This is a genomic window from Mycolicibacterium cosmeticum, assembly GCF_000613185.1.
Classification (GTDB): domain Bacteria; phylum Actinomycetota; class Actinomycetes; order Mycobacteriales; family Mycobacteriaceae; genus Mycobacterium; species Mycobacterium cosmeticum.
In genome coordinates, this window is the sequence record NZ_CCBB010000001.1 from 580,333 (window position 1) to 600,273 (window position 19,941).

Annotated in this window: 17 protein-coding genes; 3 read left to right on the top strand and 14 right to left on the bottom strand. The window is 68.2% G+C overall.

The genetic code is table 11. The annotated features are described in order from the left end of the window. Nucleotides 1-9 precede the first annotated feature (9 nt). On the bottom strand, nt 10-1,059 hold the full coding sequence (locus BN977_RS02815) for an aldo/keto reductase (RefSeq protein ID WP_036396248.1): 1,050 nt from the start codon (nt 1,057-1,059) through the stop codon (nt 10-12). A 78-nt stretch (nt 1,060-1,137) separates the two neighbouring features. On the opposite strand from BN977_RS02815, the gene BN977_RS02820 reads away from it, so the two are divergent. Both BN977_RS02820 and BN977_RS02825 read left to right on the top strand, forming a co-directional pair. Beyond that, a complete protein-coding gene (locus tag BN977_RS02820) occupies nt 1,138-1,671 on the top strand; it encodes a TetR/AcrR family transcriptional regulator (protein WP_036398300.1) in 534 nt (177 codons plus the stop codon). Continuing rightward, complete coding sequence (locus tag BN977_RS02825; protein WP_084172380.1) at nt 1,668-3,140, top strand: serine hydrolase domain-containing protein; 1,473 nt, start codon at nt 1,668-1,670, stop codon at nt 3,138-3,140. The genes BN977_RS02820 and BN977_RS02825 overlap by 4 nt, the downstream gene beginning before the upstream one ends. Here the strand turns inward: BN977_RS02825 and BN977_RS02830 are convergent. The 6 genes from BN977_RS02830 to BN977_RS02855 form a co-directional block, all read right to left on the bottom strand. Beyond that, nucleotides 3,137-4,555: an aspartate ammonia-lyase gene (locus tag BN977_RS02830; protein WP_024453448.1), complete on the bottom strand. Its 1,419-nt coding sequence runs from the start codon at nt 4,553-4,555 to the stop codon at nt 3,137-3,139. The two genes, BN977_RS02825 and BN977_RS02830, sit on opposite strands and share 4 nt — an antisense overlap. Further along, on the bottom strand, nt 4,552-5,727 hold the full coding sequence (locus BN977_RS02835; RefSeq protein ID WP_036396250.1) for a M20 family metallopeptidase: 1,176 nt from the start codon (nt 5,725-5,727) through the stop codon (nt 4,552-4,554). The genes BN977_RS02830 and BN977_RS02835 overlap by 4 nt, the downstream gene beginning before the upstream one ends. Continuing rightward, nucleotides 5,724-6,392 carry a DUF1028 domain-containing protein gene (locus BN977_RS02840; protein WP_024453450.1) on the bottom strand — a complete coding sequence of 223 codons (669 nt, stop codon included), beginning with the start codon at nt 6,390-6,392 and terminating at the stop codon, nt 5,724-5,726. Before BN977_RS02840 ends, BN977_RS02835 begins: the two co-directional genes overlap by 4 nt. Beyond that, nucleotides 6,389-6,832, bottom strand: coding sequence for a RidA family protein (locus BN977_RS02845; protein WP_024453451.1), 444 nt, complete (start codon nt 6,830-6,832; stop codon nt 6,389-6,391). Before BN977_RS02845 ends, BN977_RS02840 begins: the two co-directional genes overlap by 4 nt. Nucleotides 6,833-6,865: 33 nt before the next feature. Next, nucleotides 6,866-8,128 (bottom strand): flavin-containing monooxygenase, encoded by a 1,263-nt coding sequence (locus BN977_RS02850; RefSeq protein ID WP_024453452.1) that lies wholly within the window; start codon nt 8,126-8,128, stop codon nt 6,866-6,868. A 125-nt stretch (nt 8,129-8,253) separates the two neighbouring features. Beyond that, nucleotides 8,254-9,165 (bottom strand): LysR family transcriptional regulator, encoded by a 912-nt coding sequence (locus BN977_RS02855; RefSeq protein WP_024453453.1) that lies wholly within the window; start codon nt 9,163-9,165, stop codon nt 8,254-8,256. Between the two features lie 135 nt (nt 9,166-9,300). On the opposite strand from BN977_RS02855, the gene BN977_RS02860 reads away from it, so the two are divergent. After that, nucleotides 9,301-10,788, top strand: a complete 1,488-nt coding sequence (locus tag BN977_RS02860; RefSeq protein WP_036398304.1) for an aldehyde dehydrogenase — start codon at nt 9,301-9,303, stop codon at nt 10,786-10,788. Nucleotides 10,789-10,812: 24 nt separating this feature from the next. Here the strand turns inward: BN977_RS02860 and BN977_RS02865 are convergent, their stop codons facing one another. The 7 genes from BN977_RS02865 to BN977_RS02895 form a co-directional block, all read right to left on the bottom strand. Next, nucleotides 10,813-12,390, bottom strand: coding sequence for a GMC family oxidoreductase (locus BN977_RS02865; RefSeq protein WP_036396252.1), 1,578 nt, complete (start codon nt 12,388-12,390; stop codon nt 10,813-10,815). After that, a complete protein-coding gene (locus tag BN977_RS02870; protein WP_024452631.1) occupies nt 12,387-13,799 on the bottom strand; it encodes a purine-cytosine permease family protein in 1,413 nt (470 codons plus the stop codon). The genes BN977_RS02865 and BN977_RS02870 overlap by 4 nt, the downstream gene beginning before the upstream one ends. Nucleotides 13,800-13,935: 136 nt before the next feature. Continuing rightward, nucleotides 13,936-15,480, bottom strand: a complete 1,545-nt coding sequence (locus BN977_RS02875; RefSeq protein WP_227456250.1) for an APC family permease — start codon at nt 15,478-15,480, stop codon at nt 13,936-13,938. Nucleotides 15,481-15,703: 223 nt separating this feature from the next. Then, on the bottom strand, nt 15,704-17,122 hold the full coding sequence (locus BN977_RS02880) for an aspartate aminotransferase family protein (protein WP_051560985.1): 1,419 nt from the start codon (nt 17,120-17,122) through the stop codon (nt 15,704-15,706). Next, nucleotides 17,119-18,282 (bottom strand): histone deacetylase-like amidohydrolase, encoded by a 1,164-nt coding sequence (locus tag BN977_RS02885; RefSeq protein ID WP_051560987.1) that lies wholly within the window; start codon nt 18,280-18,282, stop codon nt 17,119-17,121. Before BN977_RS02885 ends, BN977_RS02880 begins: the two co-directional genes overlap by 4 nt. Nucleotides 18,283-18,399: 117 nt before the next feature. Then, complete coding sequence (locus BN977_RS02890) at nt 18,400-18,999, bottom strand: TetR/AcrR family transcriptional regulator (protein ID WP_036396255.1); 600 nt, start codon at nt 18,997-18,999, stop codon at nt 18,400-18,402. 85 nt (nt 19,000-19,084) lie between these two features. Next, nucleotides 19,085-19,900, bottom strand: coding sequence for a carbon-nitrogen hydrolase family protein (locus BN977_RS02895; RefSeq protein ID WP_051560989.1), 816 nt, complete (start codon nt 19,898-19,900; stop codon nt 19,085-19,087). Between the last annotated feature and the right edge of the window lie 41 nt (nt 19,901-19,941).

Below are 19,941 nucleotides of genomic sequence, written 5' to 3' on the forward strand. Positions count from 1 at the left end.
TCGCCGGTATCAGGTGTTGGCGTACCCGGGCACCAGCTCCCTGATCTTCTGTGCCGCGGATTCGTCTGAGACGCCTTGGAAGTCGTAGCGCGGCGTGTAGGGCTGCTGCAGGGCATGGATCTCGGCGCCGGTCAGCTCGACGTCCAGCGAGGCGACCGCGTCATCGATCTGCGCGGTGGTGTTGGCCCCGACCAGCGGTGCGGTGACGACGGGATTGCTGCGCAGCCAGGCCAGCGCGACCTGCGCCCGACTGATGCCCCGGTCGGCCGCGATCGCACCGACGGCGTCGACGATCGCGCGATTCGCCGCCTCCTCCACGGGGGTGTAGAGCAGATCGGCGAACACCCCGTCGGTCTCGGCGCGCGCGGTCGACTTCGCGCCCGCCCAATCGCGGGCCAGTCTGCCGCGCGCCAACGGGCTCCAGATGATCGTGCCGACGCCCTCGTCGCGGCACAGCGGGATCATCTCCCGCTCCTCCTCCCGCGCAAGCAGGTTGTAGTGGTGCTGCATGGTCACGAACCGGGCCCACCCGTGGCGTGCCTGGGTGTGCAGGGCCTTGGCGAACTCCCAGGCCGGCATCGAGGACGCGCCGAGGTAGCGCACCTTGCCGGCCTTGACGAGATCGTGCAGCGCCTCCAGGGTTTCCTCCAGCGGCGTGTCGTGGTCGTTGCGGTGGATTTGGTACAGGTCGATGTAGTCGGTGCCCAGCCGACGCAGGCTGTGCTCGACCTCGGTCATGATCGCCTTGCGCGACAACCCTTTTCCGTTTGGCCCCGGCCGCATGGGGTGCCGGAGCTTGGTGGCGATGACGATGTCGTCGCGGTCGGCGAAGTCCTTGAGCGCGCGGCCCAGGATCTCCTCGCTGGAGCCGTAGGAGTACATGTTGGCGGTGTCGAAGAAGTTGATGCCGGCCTCGAGGGCGTGCTTGATGAGCGGCCGGCTGGCGGCCTCGTCGAGCGACCAGACGGGGTGCCCACGATCGGGTTCGCCGTAGGTCATCGCCCCGATCGCGATGGGTGACACGTCCAGTCCCGTGGTGCCGAGCTTGATGTAGCGCATGATGCTCCTCTACAGTTTTCCGGAGAGATCTCCACATAACGTAGTGGAGAGTTCTCCGGATGGCAAGGGGTGGTGTCGATGGTGCGGTCTGATGCGCGCGAAAACCGGGAGCGGATCATGCAGGCCGCCAGCGCGGCCTTCGCCGAGAACGGGGATGTCTCGATGAACCAGATCGCCCAGCGGGCCGGTGTCGGCCCCGGCACGCTGTACCGTAATTTCGCCACCCGCGAAGTGCTCGTGCTGGCCGTCTACCAGGCCGAGGTGGAACGCCTCGTCGATTCGGTGCCCGCCCTGCTGGACCGGTTCACCCCATTGGAAGCGTTGCGGCACTGGACCATTGACCTCGTCGAAGCGATGCGGCGCAAACACGGGCTCGGCGATGCCCTGAGCGCCGGCGCGCATCGATCGATGGCCGAGCAGTCCTACGGTCCGGTCATCAGCGCCATCACGACGCTACTGGAGGCCGGCAAGAGCGACGGTTCGATCCGCCCGGACGCCGACCCCGGCGACTACCTGCAACTGACCGGCGCCCTGTGGCGGGCCGCATCCGGGCCCACGGACCGGTCCCAACCCATGCTCGGCCTGATCCTGGACGGACTGCGCAGACAGTGACCGGCCGCGCCGCCCGCCTCTGCGCCACCATCGCGCTCGCAGTCACGGTCGCCTCGTGCGGCCAGCCCCGGCAACGGCCGGATCCGCCGGTCCCGGCTCCCGCGGCGCCGACCGTGGTACCCGCCGGCCCGTTCGCACCCGTCATCCGGGTGGTCAACGACGCGGTCACCGCACACCGGATGCCGGGTGCGGTACTGCAGATCGGGCACGCCGGCACGGTCGTCTTCCGGCAAGCCTTCGGCTGGCGCAGGCTGCCCGACGAACCCGGACTCGACGGCACCCCGGCGCCCGGCGAACCGATGACCGCGGACACGATCTTCGACCTGGCCTCACTGACGAAACCGCTGTCGACCACCATTGCGCTGCTTCAGCTCTACGAAAAGGGCTTGGTGCGCATCGACGATCCGGTGCAGGCGTATCTGCCGGCGTTCAACGCCGACAACGATCCCCGCCGCGCGCGGGTGACGCTGCGCATGCTGCTCACCCACACCTCGGGCACGGGCGGTGATCTCAGCCGGCAGGGTCCGTGGGGGTTGACGGGCCCGGACCAGGCCGAGGGTCTTCGCCGGGCCCTGACGGCACCGTTGGAGTTCGGCCCCGGTGAAGGATTCCACTATTCCGACATCAACTTCCTGATCATCGGTGCGCTCGTGGAGAAGCTCACCGGCGAACCGCTGGACACCTATGTCCAGGACCACGTGTTCGCGCCGTTGGGGTTGGCCGACACCCGCTACCTCCCGGCGGCCAAAGCCTGCGGCCCGCATCGGATCCGGGGAACGGCAATCGTTTTCGACGCGGCGGCGAATCCCGCGGGCCCGTGCCCGCCCGGCGCGTGGCGCACCGACCTGCTGGCCCGCGTCGCTCCCACCGCGCACGACGACGACACCCCCGGCCTCAACCCCGACTTCGATCACCTGCTGCGCGGGACCGTGCACGACCCGACGGCACGGCGCATGGGCGGTGTGGCCGGCAGTGCCGGCGTGTTCTCGACGGCCGCCGACATCGGTACGTACGCCCAGGCCCTGCTCGACCGGCTGGCCGGCCGGCCGAGCACCTTCCCGCTCAGCCGGGCCACACTGGAACTGATGACCTCGCCGCAACAGCCCGGCCGTTCCCCCGGCCAACTCGACGCGGCCCGCGCCGCCGAGCGGCAAGCTCTCGAAAAGTCGCCCGAGCGAACCGATCCCCTGCTCGCGCCGAACTACCCTGCCATCGCGGGACAGGATCTGCGCGGGTTCGGGTGGGATATCGACACCGAACTGTCCAAGCCACGGGGCCTGGTCTTCCCCATCGGCAGTTTCGGGCACACCGGTTTCACCGGGGTGTCACTGTGGATCGACCCGGGGTCGGACACCTATGTCGCGGTACTCGCCAACGTCATCCACCAACGCGGTGGCCCGCCGATCGTGCGGCTCAGCGGGGACGTCGCGACGTTGGCGGGCCGCGCCCTGCACCTGTACGGGAGCTAGCCCGAACCCGCCACCTGCCAGGGCCGGGTCAGGTTGGCCGGCTCCAGGATGGTCTCCAGTTGCGACGCCGTGAGCAACCCGCGGTCCAGCACCAGCGACGCGATATCGGAGTCGGAGTTCAAGGCGTCGGCCGCCAGCCGGGTCGCCGCCTCGTACCCGATATACGGGTTGAGCGCCGTGACCAGTCCGATGGAATGGTCGACCGTGGCGCGCATCCGGGCGGCATTGGCCGTGATGCCCACCACGCACCGGCTCCGCAGGGTGTCACACGCGGCGGTCAGATGGGCCAGCGATTCGAACAGGCTGTGCGCGATGATCGGTTCGAAGGCGTTGAGCTGCAACTGGCCCCCCTCCGCGGCCATGCTGACCGCGATGTCGTTGCCGATCACCTCGAACGCGACCTGATTGACCACCTCCGGTATCACCGGGTTGACCTTGCCCGGCATGATGCTCGAGCCGGCCTGTACCGGCGGCAGGTTGATCTCGCCGAGCCCGGCCCTCGGGCCCGACGACAGCAGCCGTAAGTCGTTGCAGATCTTGGACAGTTTGACCGCGGTGCGCTTCAGCACACCCGACAGCTGGACGAAGGAACCGACATCCTGCGTGGCCTCGACCAGATTCGATGCCGTCACCAGCGGTAGTTCGGTGATGGCACATAGTTCTTCGCACACCGCCTCGGCGTAGCCGGGGTGCGCGTTGAGGCCGGTGCCGATCGCGGTGCCGCCGAGATTGATCTCCGAGATCAGCCGGACGGCCTCGCCCAGCCGGTCACCATCCTCGCCGACCATGACGGCGTAGCTGCCGAACTCCTGGCCCAGCGTCATCGGCACCGCGTCCTGCAGCTGGGTGCGGCCCATCTTGAGGTGGCCGCCGAATTCGACGGCCTTGTCGGCGAACGCCGACACCAGCTCGGCCATCGCCAGTTGTAGCCGGTGCACGGCGAATTGGAGGGCGACCTTGAGTGCGGTCGGGTACACGTCGTTGGTGCTCTGACCGAGATTGACATGCTCCAGCGGGTGCAGGTGCCGGTAGTCACCGCGCCGGTGGCCCAGCAGTTCCAGCGCCCGGTTGGCGATCACCTCGTTGGCGTTCATGTTGGTCGACGTGCCTGCCCCGCCCTGGATGACGTCGACGACGAACTGGTCGTGCAGCTTGCCGGATTTGATCTCGGCACATGCGGCGACGATGGCGTCGGCCGCCTCGGCGCCGAGCAACCCGAGCCGGTGATTGGCCCGGGCGGCAGCCAGTTTCACGCATGCCAGCGCGACGATGAGCTCCGGATACCGCGAGATCGGCGTTCCGGTGATGGGAAAGTTCTCCAGCGCGCGGGCGGTGTGCACGCCGTAATAGGCGGCGTCGGGGACGTCATAGTCGCCGAGCAGGTCATGCTCGACACGCAGATCACCGGTCGTCACGGTCGGCCTCCGTCGGCCGCGGCGAGCAACCGTTGCCGGATCCCCTCATCCGACGCCGCGTCGAGCAGGGTGAGCGCCAGCGCGCGGGCACCGTCGATGACGGCACGGTCGGCGGCCGGGGTGATCGCGGCGGCCGCGAACTCGGGCTGATGGTTGACCGCCGGCAGCGAGTCGATGCCGATGTACGGGTGGATGGCCGAGATATGTTGGGAGACATTGCCCATATCGGTCGACGCCCGGTTCATCAGCGAGTCCGAGCCCGAGCTGAACCGCCGGCCGAGTTGCTCGGCACGGCGCGCATAGCGGTCCAGCAGCGCCTCATCGGTGCGGAACTCCGCATACGGCTTGCTCTCCGGGGTCACGGTCAGCTCACAACCGGTGGCCAGGGCACCGGCCTCGAAGCACCGGATGACGCGCCGCTCGAGGTCCGCCAGTTCGGCCAGTGATCCGGCCCGGACATACCAGCGGCCCTCGGTGCGTTGCGGAATGGCGTTGGGCGCTTCTCCCCCGTTGGTCATGACGCCGTGCACCCGCACGTCGTTCGGCAACTGTTGGCGCAGCAACCCGATGGCGACCTGGGCAAGGGTGAACGCGTCGGCGGCGTTGATGCCCCGGTCCGGGTAGGCCGCGGCGTGTGCGGATTTGCCGTCGTAGCGGATATGGCTGTGCGACACGGCGTACGGTTCGGCGCGCGCGACATCCACCGGGCCCGGATGCACCATCGCCGCGGCGTGGATTCCGGCGAAACCGCCGCGATCGAGCATCTCGATCTTGCCGCCACCGCCTTCCTCGGCCGGGGTGCCCAGCACCGACAAGGTGATGCCGAGGTCGTCGACGTACGGCGCCAGCGCCAGCGCGGCACCGGTCGAGATGGCGGCGATGATGTTGTGCCCGCAGGCATGCCCCAGGCCGGGCAGCGCGTCGTATTCCGCGCACAGGGCCAGGTGCAGCGGCCCGCTGCCGCGGCGGGCCAGGAAGGCGGTGTCCAAGCCGGTGAAGCGGGGCTGCACATCGAAGCCGGCGTCGGCCAGTTCGCCGGCCACCCGAGCGCAGGAACGCACCTCCTCCCAGGCGATTTCGGGATGGGCGTGCAGGTCATGGGACAGCGCCAGCATCCGGTCGTGTGTCCGCTCGCCCGCGGAGCCGACGGCATCCTCCAAGGCGGTGGTCATAAATCGCCCGGCACTCCGTAGGACGGCGCGGCCGTGGGATCCAGGCCGCGGGTGCGGTAGTCGGCTTTCTGCGGTTCCCACACGGCCCACAACCGGTGCAGTTCGCCGATCGGGTCATCGTGCCAGTCGACGCGCAAATCCGTTACCGGCCACGGCACGTCGTCGACCACCTGAAGGCCGGCCGAGTGCACCGGCCCGGCCTCACCACCGGCGGCCAGCGCGGCCGCCAACCCGTCGAGCAGGCGCCCTTCGGTGCTGGGGGCGGTCGAGGTCTGGTACCGCTCGATGAGCGCGGTGACGACGGCCGCATCGGCCAGCATGTTGCCTGCGGCGGCGGCGTTGTCGGTTGCGACCTCGTGCCGGATGCCCAGTGCCTTGGCGCCGGTGTGGATTGCGGTGCGGCCGGCGCCGTCGACGACGACGAGTTGGCGGTAGTCGGCGTGCGGCTCGGCCGCGATGGTCGCGTCCAGCGCCGCGCGGGCATCCGCCCCACCCGCCAAAGCGTCCAGCGCCGCGGTGCCCAGTCGCGGGTTGGTGACGTTCTGACTCGCCACCGCACCCACGCCGGCGCGCAGGTGCACGCAGCGCGACGCGACGGCGGGGCTGGAGGAACACACCACCATGCCGAATGCCGATCCGTCGCGGACCACCAGTGAGAAGGTCATGACCGGTCCTGGCTGAGCACGGCGGTGGCGTCGATCTCCACCAGCCATTCGGGCCGGGCCAGCGCGTCGACGACAAGTCCGGTCGACACCGGATAGACGCCCTTGAGCCAGCGGCCCATCACGCGGTACACCGTCTCCCGGTACCGGATGTCGACCAGATAAACGGTGACCTTCACGATGTCGGCGAGGCTGCTGCCGGCCTCGTCGAGCAGCATGGCGATATTGGCCATCGCCTTCTCGGTCTGCGCCTCGACATCGCCGATGCCCACGGACTCGCGGGTGTCCAGATCTTGTCCGATCTGCCCCCGCAGATAGACCACTCCACCCGCGACCACGGCTTGGCACAGGTCGTTGTCCAGGTTCTGCTCCGGGTAGGTGTCCTTGGTGTTGAACGGCCGGATTCTGCGGTGGGTCGCCCCGGCCGGGGTGGCCTCGGTCATCGACGGGAGTCCTTTCTCGATCACGTTGGGCCGTCAGCGATCGGCGAGTGCCGGCGCCTGGTAGGCCAAATAGCTGCGCTGGATCATGATCTGGTCGGCGAGGTATTTGGCGTCGTGCCAGACACCCCAGATGAAGCTCGATCCGCGCCGTGACTGCCATGGCAGACCCAGGAAGTAGATGCCGGGTTCGGTGGACACCCCGCGCTGGTGGCGTGGCCGGCCGTGCTCGTCGAAGGCGTCGACGTGCAGCCAGCCGTAGTCGAAGGCGAACCCGACGGCCCAGACGATGGACGTGATCCCGGCGGCCGCGAGGTCCAGGGAACCGATCGGGTCGGTCATGCACTCCGGGTCCGGGCCGAAAATCCTGGCTTCGGGTTCCTCGGGCAGGTCGAGCCCGTTGCGGGCGATATAGGCGTCCGCCTCGTCGAGCATCGAGAGATAGTTGGCGTCACCGCGTTCGATGTTCTCGCGCAGGTCCGCGGCGAAGGTCATCACGCCGTCGCGGTACGGGCCCGCCATACCCAGCAGGGTGATGCCGGTGGCGGCGAGGTCGCGGAAGTCGACGGTGTGTCCGCCGTGCGCGCCGCTGACGGCGATGGTCACGTGCTCGGCGCCGCGCGGCGGGGCGGACATGTCCCATTTGCCCAGAACGCCGAGCCACCAACAGAAGTCGCGACCGCGGTACCGGCGGGGCGGCCGGTCGTGCGGGCCGACCGCGAGGTAGACCTGGCGGCCGGACTGCCGGAGCTCGTCGGCGATCTGCACCCCGGACGACCCGGCCCCGATCACCAGGACCGCACCGTCGGGCAGCTGCTGCGGGTTGTGGTAGCCGCTGGAGTGGATCTGGTGCACGCCGGCGGTTTCGGGCACGACGGGTGGGATGACCGGTTTCTGGAAGGCGCCGGTGGCGGCCACCACGAATTGGGCGTGGATGCTGCCGTCGGAGGTGTCGACATCAAAACCGGGACGCCCGTCCACTTTTCGGACCGAGTGCACCTGCACGCCGGTACGGATCGGTGCGTCGATCTTGTCGGCGTAGGCGACCAGGTAGTCGGCGACCTGTTCCTTGCCCGCGAACGCGTCCGGCGGGACGTCGAACTCGAGCCCCGGGAAGCGGTCATGCCAGGCGGGGCCGTTGGCCACCAACGAATCCCAGCGCCACGACCGCCAACGTTCGGCGATGCGGTCGCGTTCGACGACCAGGTGTGGCACGCCATGAGCCCCGAGGTGTTCGCTCATCGCGATCCCCGCCTGACCCGCCCCGACGACGAGAACCTCGACCTCTTGGCTCGACAACTTGACCTCCACGGAATCGACTACCTTGCACGCGTCTTCCATGGTTCAGCCCGGCGACTGCATCTGTACAGCGCATAGATCCGATGTATGGCATCGGAGAAAACGATTCTCGCACGTCGGAGGCGTCAGACTCCCGGCGGATTGGCGAACAAGGTGCGGCACAACTCGGCGACGACGCCGGCGCGCCGGGTGGGCCGGGCGGCGACGGCGTCCAGCAGGATGACGGTGAGGCTGGGCGGGTCACCGCTGATCGGGACCGCGGCGACGGGATGACCGTCGAGGGCCGTCGGCACCGCCGCGCGCAGGTTGAGCACGCAGTAGGCCAGGCCGCGGCCGACCAGCGCCCGGCACGTCTCCACCGTGGTGGAGCGGAACCGGATGTTCGGTGTGACACCGGCGGCGGCGAACACGCTCTGGAAGTAGTCGCGGCTGTGCGGCAGGTCCAGCAGCACCATGGGTTCGTCGGCCAGTTCGGCGAGATCGATGCTGTCCCTGGTCGCCAGGCGATGCTCCCCGGACAGCAGTACGTAGGGCGGCAGGGTGAACAACGGCCAGCGTTTCAACCGCGGATCGTCCACCAGGTCATATCCGATGCCGAGTTCGAAGGTGCCGTTGGCGACGCCCTCGGCGAGATCGGCGAGATCGACTTCGGTGGTGTGCAGATGCAGCCGCGGCAGCTTCTCGGCCACCGCGGCGAGCAGCTCGGGCAGCAGATACGGGGCGACGACTTGGAAGCACCCGATGGACAGGGTGCCACTGAGTGAGGTGCCCAGACCCTGCGCCACGGCGCGTAGGTCGGCCGCCGACGCCAGGAGCTGGCGGCTGGCGACCAGCAGTTCCTTGCCCGCCGGCGTCAGGCTGATGCCGCGCGCGTGGTGGCGCACGAGAAGCTGTACCGACAGCGCGTTTTCGAGGTCGGCCAGGGCGGCCGACATCGCCGACTGGGACAGGTGTACCGATGCCGCGGCGCGCGTGACGCTACCGGCCTCGGCCACGGCGACGAAGTACTCGAGCTGGCGCAAGGTGTAGTCGGACATCGCAAACCTCTCGCATCTGGAAAATCGATACTAAGGTTCGGAAACCCCGGCTGTACAGATGCATGGCGGCGTTGCAGGGTGGACTCGACACCTGTGTCCACCGTTCGGTCTGCTCAAGGAGAACACGTGACGACCATTGCCGATGCTCACCCCGCGACGCTGGCGGACTGGACCCGCCATGCCACCGAGTTGCGCCCGCGCGGCGGCATCTTCATCGACGGCGAGTTCTGGCCCGCGCAGTCCGGCGCCACCTTCGACTCGATCAACCCGGCGACGGGGGACGTCATCGCCGCGGTGGCGTCGGCGCAGGATGCCGATGTCGACCGCGCCGTGTCCAGCGCCCGTCGGGCCTTCGAGGACGGCGAGTGGTCGCGCAGCTCGATCACCGAACGCAAACGGGTGCTGCTGCGACTGGCGCAGCTGATCGAGGAGCACAGTGTCGAACTGGCGCTGCTGGACTCGATGGACATGGGCAAGCTGGTCGTCGAGGCCTTCACCGTCGACGTCCCTTCGGCCGCAGGGCTTTTCGCCTACTACGGCGAGGTGATCGACAAGATCAACGGCGAGATCGCGCCCACCGAGCCAGGCAACCTGGCCCTGGTCACCCGTGAGCCGCTCGGCGTGGTGGCCGCGGTGACACCGTGGAACTTCCCCCTCGACCTGGCGGTGTGGAAAGTGGCCCCGGCCCTGGCCGCCGGGAATTCGGTGGTACTCAAACCGTCCGAACGCGCCCCACTGTCGTCGCTGCGACTGGCCGAGCTGGCCGTCCAGGCCGGCCTGCCCCGCGGGGTGTTCAACGTGGTGCCCGGCTTCGGCCAGACCGCGGGTGCCGCGCTGGGTCGGCATCCCGACGTCGATGTGCTGGCCTTCACCGGGTCCACCGCCACCGGCAAGCAATTCCTGCGCTACGCCGCCGATTCCAACCTCAAGCAGGTCTGGCTGGAGTGCGGCGGCAAGAGCCCGAACCTGGTGTTCGAGGACGCCGATCTCGAGCAGGCGGTCGACAAGGCGCTCTTCGGCGCGTTCTACAACCAGGGCGCGGTGTGCTCGTCGAATTCGCGTCTGCTGGTGCAGAACTCGATTGCCGACCGGTTCGTCTCGGAACTGGTCGCGCGCGCCGCCGAGATGCAGCCGGGCAATCCGCTGGATCCGGCGGCGGCGCAGGGCGCCATCGTGGACGAGGCCCACACCGAGCACGTGCTCGGGTTCGTCGAGCGGGCACGCGCCGAGGGGCAGGTGCGGATCGGCGGGCAGCGGGTCGACGGCGGCTGTTTCATCACCCCGACCGTCGTCACCGGCCTCGGCCCGGCCGCCGAACTGGTCACCGACGAGGTGTTCGGCCCGGTGCTCGCCGTGCAGACGTTCGACGATCAGGACGAGGCCGTCCGGATGGCCAACGACACCGTGTACGGGCTGGCCGCCTCGGTCTGGACCACCGACCTGCGCCGAGCGCACACCGTCTCGGCCGCGCTGCGGGCCGGCACGGTATCGGTCAACACGGTCGACGCGCTCAGCGCCCAGACACCGTTCGGCGGGTTCAAGCAATCCGGCTTCGGCCGCGACCTGTCACTGCACGCCCTGGACAAGTACACCGGTCTCAAGACCACCTGGATCGCCTTGTGACGGAGGCCGGTTGGTGTCGCGCGATCAGCGCGACACCAACCGGCCTGCCGCAACCGGACGGTCGGCCGAGCCCGCGTCCTCGGCGATGAGGTCACTGGCCCGCTCGGCGACGGTCATGATGGTCCCCACCGGGTTCACCGACGGGATGGTCGGGAACACCGAGGCGTCGACGACGCGCAGCCGGTCGACACCGCGGACCCGCAGCCGCGAATCCAGCACGGCCATCGGGTCGTTCGCCGCACCCATGCGGCAGGTGCCCGACACGTGGTACACGGTCTGATGGGTGGCCCGCAGCGGTGCCGACAGTTCGTCGTCGGTGGTCAACTCGGCACCGGGAAACACCTCGCGCCCGATCCAGTCCGCCATCGGCGCCTGCGCCGCGATGCGACGCGCCAGCCGGATGCCGGCGATCAGGTTGGCTTCGTCGGCGCCGTCGGGATCGGTGAAATAGCGGTAGTCGATGTTGGGTGCCGCCGACGGGTCGTCGGTGGTGATCCATATCCGGCCCCTGCTCTTGGGCTTGGCGACGTTCGGGGCGATCGACACGATGCGATCCGGGAGTTCGGTGCCGTAGGTCACGGCGTGCTCGGCGACGGCCTCTACCGGGAAGTGCATCAGGATGTCCGGCCGGGCCGGCCCCTCGTCGTGCAGGCGCACGGCCGCACCCGCGTCCCAGCCGGTGGCGCAGGTGTCCGGGACGTCCCCGCGGGCCTCCCACACGATCAGTCCCTCGGCGTGGTCCATCAGGTTCTCGCCCACGCCCGGACTGTCGACGAGCACCTCGACGCCGGCGTCGGCGAGCACCCGCGCGGGGCCGATCCCCGACAGCTGCAACAACTTCGGGGTGTCGATCGCGCCGCAGCACAGCACCGTTTCCCGCGTCGCGCGCAGTTCAGAGGTGGTTCCGCCGCCGTCGCGCACCAGCACGCCGACCGCCGCACCGTCCTCGACGAGCACCCTGACGGCCGTCAGCCCGTGCAGCACGCGCAGGTTGGGCCGGGTGCGGATGGCCTCGTGCAGATAGTGCACCGAGCTCGACGAACGAAGATGCGTCTCGGGCGTGTAACCGATCTCGAAAAAGCCTGCGCCCCGGCCGGTTCTGGCGAAATCGGGGTCACTGTTCCAGGCGGTCCGTGCCGGCAGGTCGAGTGCGCGCCGCGCCGAGGCGACGACGTCGGCGACATAGGGGTTCTGGTCCTTGGCCGCGACCGGCGTGATCGGGGCGGCGATCCTGTCGTAGTACGGATCGAGCGTCGCGGAGTCCCACCCGTCGGCCCCCAGTGCCACCCATTCGTCGAGATCGGCGGCGAGCGGGCGCCAGGTGATCATCGTGTTCGCGGTCGAGCAGCCGCCCAGGATATGCATGCGGGCCTGCCGGATGTTCGGGTTGCCGCGCTCCTGGGCGATGCTGCGGTAGTCGAAATCGTACTCACCCTCCAGCATTTCGGCCCACCGGCGGATGTCGCGTGCGCGCGGCTCGTCGACATCGCTCGGACCCGGCTCCACCACGGTCACCGTGACGCCCGGATCCTCCGACAGCCGGGCGGCGACGATGCAACCGGCCGTGCCGCCGCCGACGATCAGATAGTCCGGATGGCTCACGCGGCGCTCTCCACCCCGTGCACGGCATCGGCGGCGTCCACGCTGCGCATCCGCGGCGACATCAACACGTAGTACAGGGGGCAGATGACGACCAGGCCGACGATCCACGAGATGTCGACATGCCCGATCGCTTCGGCGACGAAACCGGTGAACAGCGTGGTGGACAGGAACGGGATCTGCACCAGGATGCCGGCGAAGTAACACCCGATGGCCACCCAGTTGAACCGGCCGTAGCGGCCACCGTCGCGTTCGAACAGCGCGTCTATGTCGTAGTGGCCATGCCGCAGCAGGTAATAGTCGACCAGGTTGACCGCCGTCCACGGGATGAGCACGCACAGCAGCAGCGCCAGGAAGTTGGCGTAGTTGGCCAGGAAGTCGTCGGCACTGACCAGAGCCGGGACGAGGGCGATGATGCACAACACCACCGACACCGCCGCGCGGCTGCCGGCCCGCGGGCTCCACGTCGGGAAGATGTTCTGCCCCACCGTGATGGTGGACAACGTGCCGCAGTACAGGTTCATCGCGTTGGTCGCCGTGATGCCGATCGCGAAGATGGCGAACACGCCGGTGCTGACCCCGTGCGTCAGCGTGGACAGCCCCTCCATCGTGTCGTCGTCCGGCAGTGCGGCACCCACCAGCACACCGAGCAGCATGGGCAGCACCGACCCCAGCACGCAGCCGGAGTAGGTGCCCCAGAACGCGGCGCGCTGACCGGTATCGCGAGGCATATAGCGGGTGTAGTCCGAAACATAAGGGGCATAGGCGATTTGCCAGAGCGCGGCCACCGACAGGGTGGCCATGAAGCCGGCCCACGAGAAACCGTCGGTGTGCCACGTGCCGTCCGGGACACCGTTGACCCCGATGATCCACACGAACGCGACGACGAGCGCGCCACCGGCGACGACCGAAAGGATCGCGGTCACCCGGTGGATCAGCCGGTAGCCCACCATGGTCGCGACCACGCTGATCGCACAGATGACGATGATGGCCCAACTGGTCGGCAGCCCGGTCACCTTCGCCAGCGCTTGGCCGCCGAGCACCGCGTTGGAGGCGAAGAAGCCCAGATACATGAACACGACGAGGACGACGACCAGCAGGCTGCCGTAGGAGCCGAACTGCGCGCGGGTCTGCAGCATCTGCGGCACCCCCATCTGCGGCCCTTGGGCGGCGTGCAGCGCCATCACCACGGCGCCGACGACGTTGCCCAGCACCACCGAGAGCGCGCCGGCCCACAGCGGCAAGCCGAAGACGGTGGTGGCCAGGGCGCCGGTGATGATGGTCAGCAACATGATGTTGGAGCCGAACCACACCGTGAACAGGTCGCGAGCGCGGCCGTGCCGCTCGTCGATCGGGATGTGTTCGATCGTCCGGCGCTCGACCGATTCGGGCGTGGGCGTGGCTGCAGTCATGCGATACCGACTTTCGACAAACGGCGTTTCCGCGGTGGCGTCCTCGATCACCTGAGTATTGGCGAGCGGCTAGGACAGGTAAATCACAAAGAATCGCGCAACTGCATCGATTTTGGCGATACAGCAGGCCGGCAGGCTACCGGGGCTGTTCGGCGGGCCGGCCCGCCCCGGCCGGACGTTCACTGCGTGCGGCCTCCATGCGCAGCGGCTTGGCGGTCACATAGCCCACGATCCCGAGGGCAGCCAGCGCGGCCAGCGTGCCGAGGGTGAACAGTTCGAAGACGACCGCGCTGACACCCCAGGTTGCCTCGAAGTCGTACTCCAGGCCGAAGAGGCGATCCAGGGTGCCGGGAAACACGGCAACCCAGCTGCCGAGCACCACCCACGCGAAGCACAGCGCACCCAGGGCCCGGAAGCCGTTGTCGGACACCGGCACCTTGAACGGCCGCGCGATGTCGGGGAACGCCGTGCGCAGCCGGACCGCCGCGGGGATCGAGATCAGGTAGCTGAGCAGGAACGTCGAGACCGCGATCGACAGCACCACGGCGAACACCGCGGCCGCGGAGCCGCTGACCGCCATCGCGGACACCATGAAGACGGTGCCCACCACGCCGGAGAGCAGGTTGACCCGAACCGGGGTGCCCAGCTTCGGGTGGAAGCGCCCGAAGAAACCGCGGAAGAACGCCCCGTCGGCGGCGGCCATGGCCTGCATCCGGTCGCTGATGATCATCCACGCCGAACCCTGGGTCATCAGGACCAGGGTGAAGACGATTCCGGTGAGGGTCAGCATGACCGGGGCCGCCGAACCGTAGACGCTGTAGACGGTGGCGACAGCCTCCATCAAACCGCCGATTCCGGTGATCTTGTCGGCGGGCACCACCAGCAGGATGGCGGCGATGGGCAGCAGGTAGGCGGCCGCGGCGATGGCGGAGGACCGTGCGATGGCGATCGGCACGTCCCGTGCCGGTTTCTTCATCTCCTCGGCGGCGCTGTTGCCGGATTCGAAACCGAGGTAGGAGAACAGCAGCAGCGGTGTCACCCCGAGCAGGCCGGCCAGCGTCGGGGAGAAGTCACCGGCCGCCAGGCCGGCAAGACCGTTGCGAGCGGCGTAGATAGCCGCGGTGACGAGGAAACCGGCGAGGAACAGGATCTTCAGGATGGCTCCGGCGTTGGGGATCCACTTGCCGTGGCGCAGGCTGACCACCGCCGCCAGCACGGTGATCCAGATGAACACCGTCTTGAAGAGGTAATCGGTCAGCGAACCGTGATCGAAGGGCATGACGTACTGGCTCCACACCTCGGCGGCGATGAAGGTGCACGAGCCGCCCACCCACACCGGTTGGGTGATCCAGGTCAGCAGCGACGCGATCGCCGCCATCGGGCGGCCGAAGGCGCGGCGCACCCAGACGTACACCCCGCCCTCGTCGGTGAAGGTGCTGCCGATCTCGGCGAAGATCAGGCCGTACGGCACCAGGAAGAAGACCGCGAGCACCAGCGCCCAGGTGAACGTCTGCCCGCCGAAACTGGAAACCTGCCCGAGCACCTCGATGGACACCACCGCCGCGACGATGAGGAAGATGATGTCCAGGCGGCCCAGCGACTTCTGCAGATGTTTGGTCTCGCTGGCGGCCCGAGCGGTCTGCTGGTCCGCCGACACTTCGATCGGCTTGTCTGAGGCCATGTATCGCACCTTCGTTCGGAATGTGACGGGCGGGCAGTACCGCCCCTGTGAGGTATGACACTGCGGCCGCCGCAGCAATCTGTAAAGAACTCTTTTCCTGCACAGAAGATCGATTCTTCCGATGCCTGTTGTGATACAAGCACTTTCGCCGCACTATCAAAATCTGTTGGTAAGCACGACAATTCGCCCGCATCCCGTGGGGTGCGGGCGAACCGTCAACGCGTCACAACACCCGATCCGCAAGTTCCTCGAGCAGTCGGCGCATCCGGGTCACCAGATCATCGATATCCGACCGGGTGAACACCAACGGCGGCGAGAACTGGACCAGCGGGGTACCTTCGTGGTCGACCGCTGCGCGACAGAGGATTCCGGCGTCGAGCAGGGCCGGCTGCAGCATGGTGTAGACGAAGTCGTCGGCACTCGTCGCCGCCCTCCACGCACACCGGTCCTTGTCGGTGACCAGTTCCAGCGAGTAGTGATAGCCGATGCCGCGGACGTCACCGACAAGTCGCGTGTCGAGCAGACCATCCAGCGCAGTGCGGAAGTACGCCTCGTTACGCCTGACGTTGCCCAGCACGTCCTCGCGCTCCATCACCGCGATATTCGCCAGTCCCGCCGCACAGGCGGCGGGATGGCCGCCGAAGGTCAAGCCGTGCAGATACATTCCGTCCGGCCCGTCGTTGACGGCGTCGAGGATCTCGCTCTTGGTGATCATGCCGCCGAGCGGTGCGTGCGCCGAGGACACCCCCTTGGCGAACGTGATGATGTCCGGTTGGACGTCGAACCGGCTCGAACCGAACCACTCCCCCAATCGGCCGAAGCCACAGATCACCTCGTCGGCCACCAGCACGATGCCGTACCGGTCGCAGAGCTCGCGCACGCCGGCGTGGAATCCGGCGGGCGGAACCAGCGACCCACCGGCATTCTGCAGCGGCTCGAGGAAGATCCCGGCCACCGTATCGGGTCCTTCTTGGACGATCAAGGTGTCGATCTCGCGCAACAGCGACGCGGTGAACTGCCGTTCGGTCTCACCGGCGGGCCGCTTGTAGCGCTTGCAGTTGGTGATGTGCCGCGAACCGTACATCAACGGCTCGAACTGCTTGCGCAGGTTCGTCATCCCGTTGAGCGACAGGGCGCCCATCGACGTGCCGTGGTAGGCGGCCCGGCGCGACAGGAATTTGATCCTGGTGTATTCGCCACGCGCCTGGTGGTACTGCCTGATCAGCTTGATGGCCGCCTCGTTGGATTCGCCACCACCGGAGGTGAAGTACACCCGATCCAACCCGGGCGGCGCGAGTTCGGCGATCTTGGCGGCCAGCTTCACCGCCGGCGGGTGAGCCACCCCCCAATTGGTGTAGTACGGCAGATCGGCCATCTGGTTGCGGACCGCATCACCGATCTCGGCCCCGAAGCTGTATCCGACATTCACACAGAACAATCCGGCCAATGCGTCGACGTACTCACGGCCGTGTGCGTCCCACAGGTGGCTGCCCTCGCCGCGCACCATCACCGGTGGCGGGGCGTCCGTGTACGCGGTTTTAGGGGTGAAGCTCATGACGAGGTGGCGCTGGGCCAGCCGGCCAAGGTCGCTCGCCTCCGGGTCGGGAGCCGGAGCCTGCTGGGCCTCGATGATGTCGGTCATGGGTGGATGCCGTCCTCTCGGTTGGTGGCGGTGAGCGGTGCGTGGAGTGCGCGGGCGATGTCGTCGACGATGGCGCGCTGGTACTCGAGCACCCGTGCCGTCGGCTGCTGGGCGATGAACGTCTGCTCGAACGGATCGACGACGTCGGTGCGGATGCCCGACAGCGTTTCGACGACGGCAAGGCCGCAGAACGGTACGGTCGATTCGGCGTATCCGCCCTCGTGCACCACGACCAGTCGCCCGCCGCACAAGCCGTCGGCGGCCTGGCGAACCAGGCGTGTCATCTCGCGAAAGGACCCGGCGTGCAACAGCTGTCGTGCCAGAGGGTCGACGGCGTTGGCATCCAAACCGCTTGCCACGACGATGAGCTCGGGACGGAACCGCTCCAGCGCCGGGATGACGATGGCGCGCATGGCGTGCAGGTAGGTGTCATGCCCGGAGCCCGGCGGCAGCGGAACGTTGATGTTGAAGCCCCGGCCCGGACCGTCACCGCGCTCGGTCACGGCGCCGGAGTCGACGGGAAAGCAGTTCTCTTGGTGCAGCGATATGGTCAGCACGTCGGCACGCTCATAGTAGATGTGCTGGGTGCCGTTGCCGTGGTGCACATCCCAGTCGATGACAGCGACCTTGCCCAGCCCGCGGCTCGCCTTGGCGGCCTCGATCGCGATGGGGATGTTGGCCAAAAGGCAAAATCCCATGCCGGTATCGGGCAGGCAGTGATGTCCCGGTGGCCGCGACAGCGCGAAGGCGTTGGGGTGCTTGCCGTCGAGCACGTCCAGGACGGCTTGTTTGGCCAGTCCCGCAGACAGCGAAGCGATGTCGAAACCCCCTCGGGAGAACAGCGCTTCGGGGCCGATCTCGCCGCCGCGGCCGGCACTGAGCGCCTGGAACCGCCGGATGTACTCGTCGGTGTGCACCCGCTGCAGATCGTCGACGGTGGCGGGGTCGGCGCTGCTGACCGCCAGCCTGGCGGTCAACCCTGAGACGTCGAGTAGCGACTTCAGGCGGCGCTTGGACTCCGGGGATTCGGGATGTCCGGCGCCCGCCAGCGGTTGTAGCCAGCCACCGACCGGGAGGAACAGAACCGCTTCGCCGGTGCTGTGCCATAGGCACAGTTCGTCGTGATAGAAGCCGGTCCGCCCGCCGCCACATTCCCGCACGCCTGTCGCCTCTCACGAATTCTCTGCGCTTGAACGCAAAGAATGCACGGCCGCGGCGACGCAGTCAAGCCGTGGCCGGCATGCGAGCAAGCGATCGCGGGACCGGACGCGCGGATCCTAGAGGTGGGCGCCGGTGACCGAGCGTGCGTAGGACCGCAACAGCCCGACGGCGGTGGGGACGTCCAACGACGAATTCCCCCCGTTGAGGTGCATGCCGTAGGCGTCCTCGAGAGCGACGAAGTTCCGGGCGATGGCCAGCACAGGCTCGGTGAGCGCGAAGTGACCCGACGCGTGGCCGGCTTCGAGCACCGCGACGTAGAGCGACACCTCGCGGTCGAACAACAGGGTCAGCAGTGTCCCATGGGAGGGATCGCGACCCGCATTGACGGCCAATTCGTAGAGCGCCCGGTTGAGCATGTCATCCGCGCCCGCCGGCAGGCCAGATTCGATGAGATTGGCCAACCGGTCGCGGGGGTCGTCGAGTTTGTTGATGGCTTCCAGCCGTTGCCAGTAGTACCGGTCCACCGCGCTGCGATAGACGTCGTCGATGAGGTCTTCGATCTCCGGGTAGTAGTAGGCCACCAGCCGCGGCGAGATCTCGGCCGCGTCGGCGATGTCCTTGGCCCGCATTCCGCCGACTCCGCGCAGGGCGATGACCTCGATGGCGGCCGACACGAGCTGGTGGCGTCGCGCATCCTGGTTACGCACCCGCGCCATGACGACCCACCCCTCCGCTCGGCACCTTTCCCAGGTACCGTACCGGCCCACGGCCAGCCGTACGAAATTCTGCGCCGAAGCGCAACTATTGCTTCAGCGGAGGTGCCGGTTGCGCCCAGAGCGCGCCGGCGGCCGATTCGGCGGCGCGGACGCCGGCGGCCAGATCGACGGTGGCGACCAGGAGTTCGGGAGCTGCGCCGGGACCGACTCGGCTGGCCTGCGCCACGATCGTGCCGTCCGGGGCGATGATCCGGCTCTTGCCCAACAGGGCGCCGCCGCATTGGTTCGCCATCACCCACCATTGCCCATTGGCCAGCGCATTGGCGGGATACAAGATGTCCCACCAGCTTTCGGTTGCCGTCTCGTAGGCGCACGGTGCCACCACGACGCGCGCGCCGCGGTCGTGCAGCAGGCGGGCATAGTCGGGATGGTCACCGTCGAAACAGATGCTGACACCGACCACGCCGATGCCGTCGACGTCCACGACCGTGGCCCGGTCCCCCGCCGTGAACACCCGATCCTCGCCGAGCGGTGTGTACAGGTAGACCTTGCGGTGGGCCGCCGCCAGCCGGCCGTCCGGCGCGTACACCACCGCGGTGTTATACAGGTCCGTGCCGTCGCCCTCGGGCACCGTGCCGGCGAACAGCCACATCCGGTGCTCGCGGGCCGCGGCGGCAAGCGCCTGCCCCCGCGCGCCATCGAGCGGTTCGGCCGCTGCCGGTGCGTCGGTCGCGACCGTCGCCGGGTCATAGCCGCACGGCCACAGCTCGGGAAGGACGACCAACGCGCATCCGCGGGCGGCCAGCGTGGCGATGAAATCCAGTGCATCCCGCAGGTTGCGGTCCGGTTCGCCGCAGCGGGGCTGCCATTGTGCGATCCCGACGGTGACTGTGCCCGGCATGCGGACAGTATTCGCGCCGGCCGGCTGCCGGCAAAACCCGT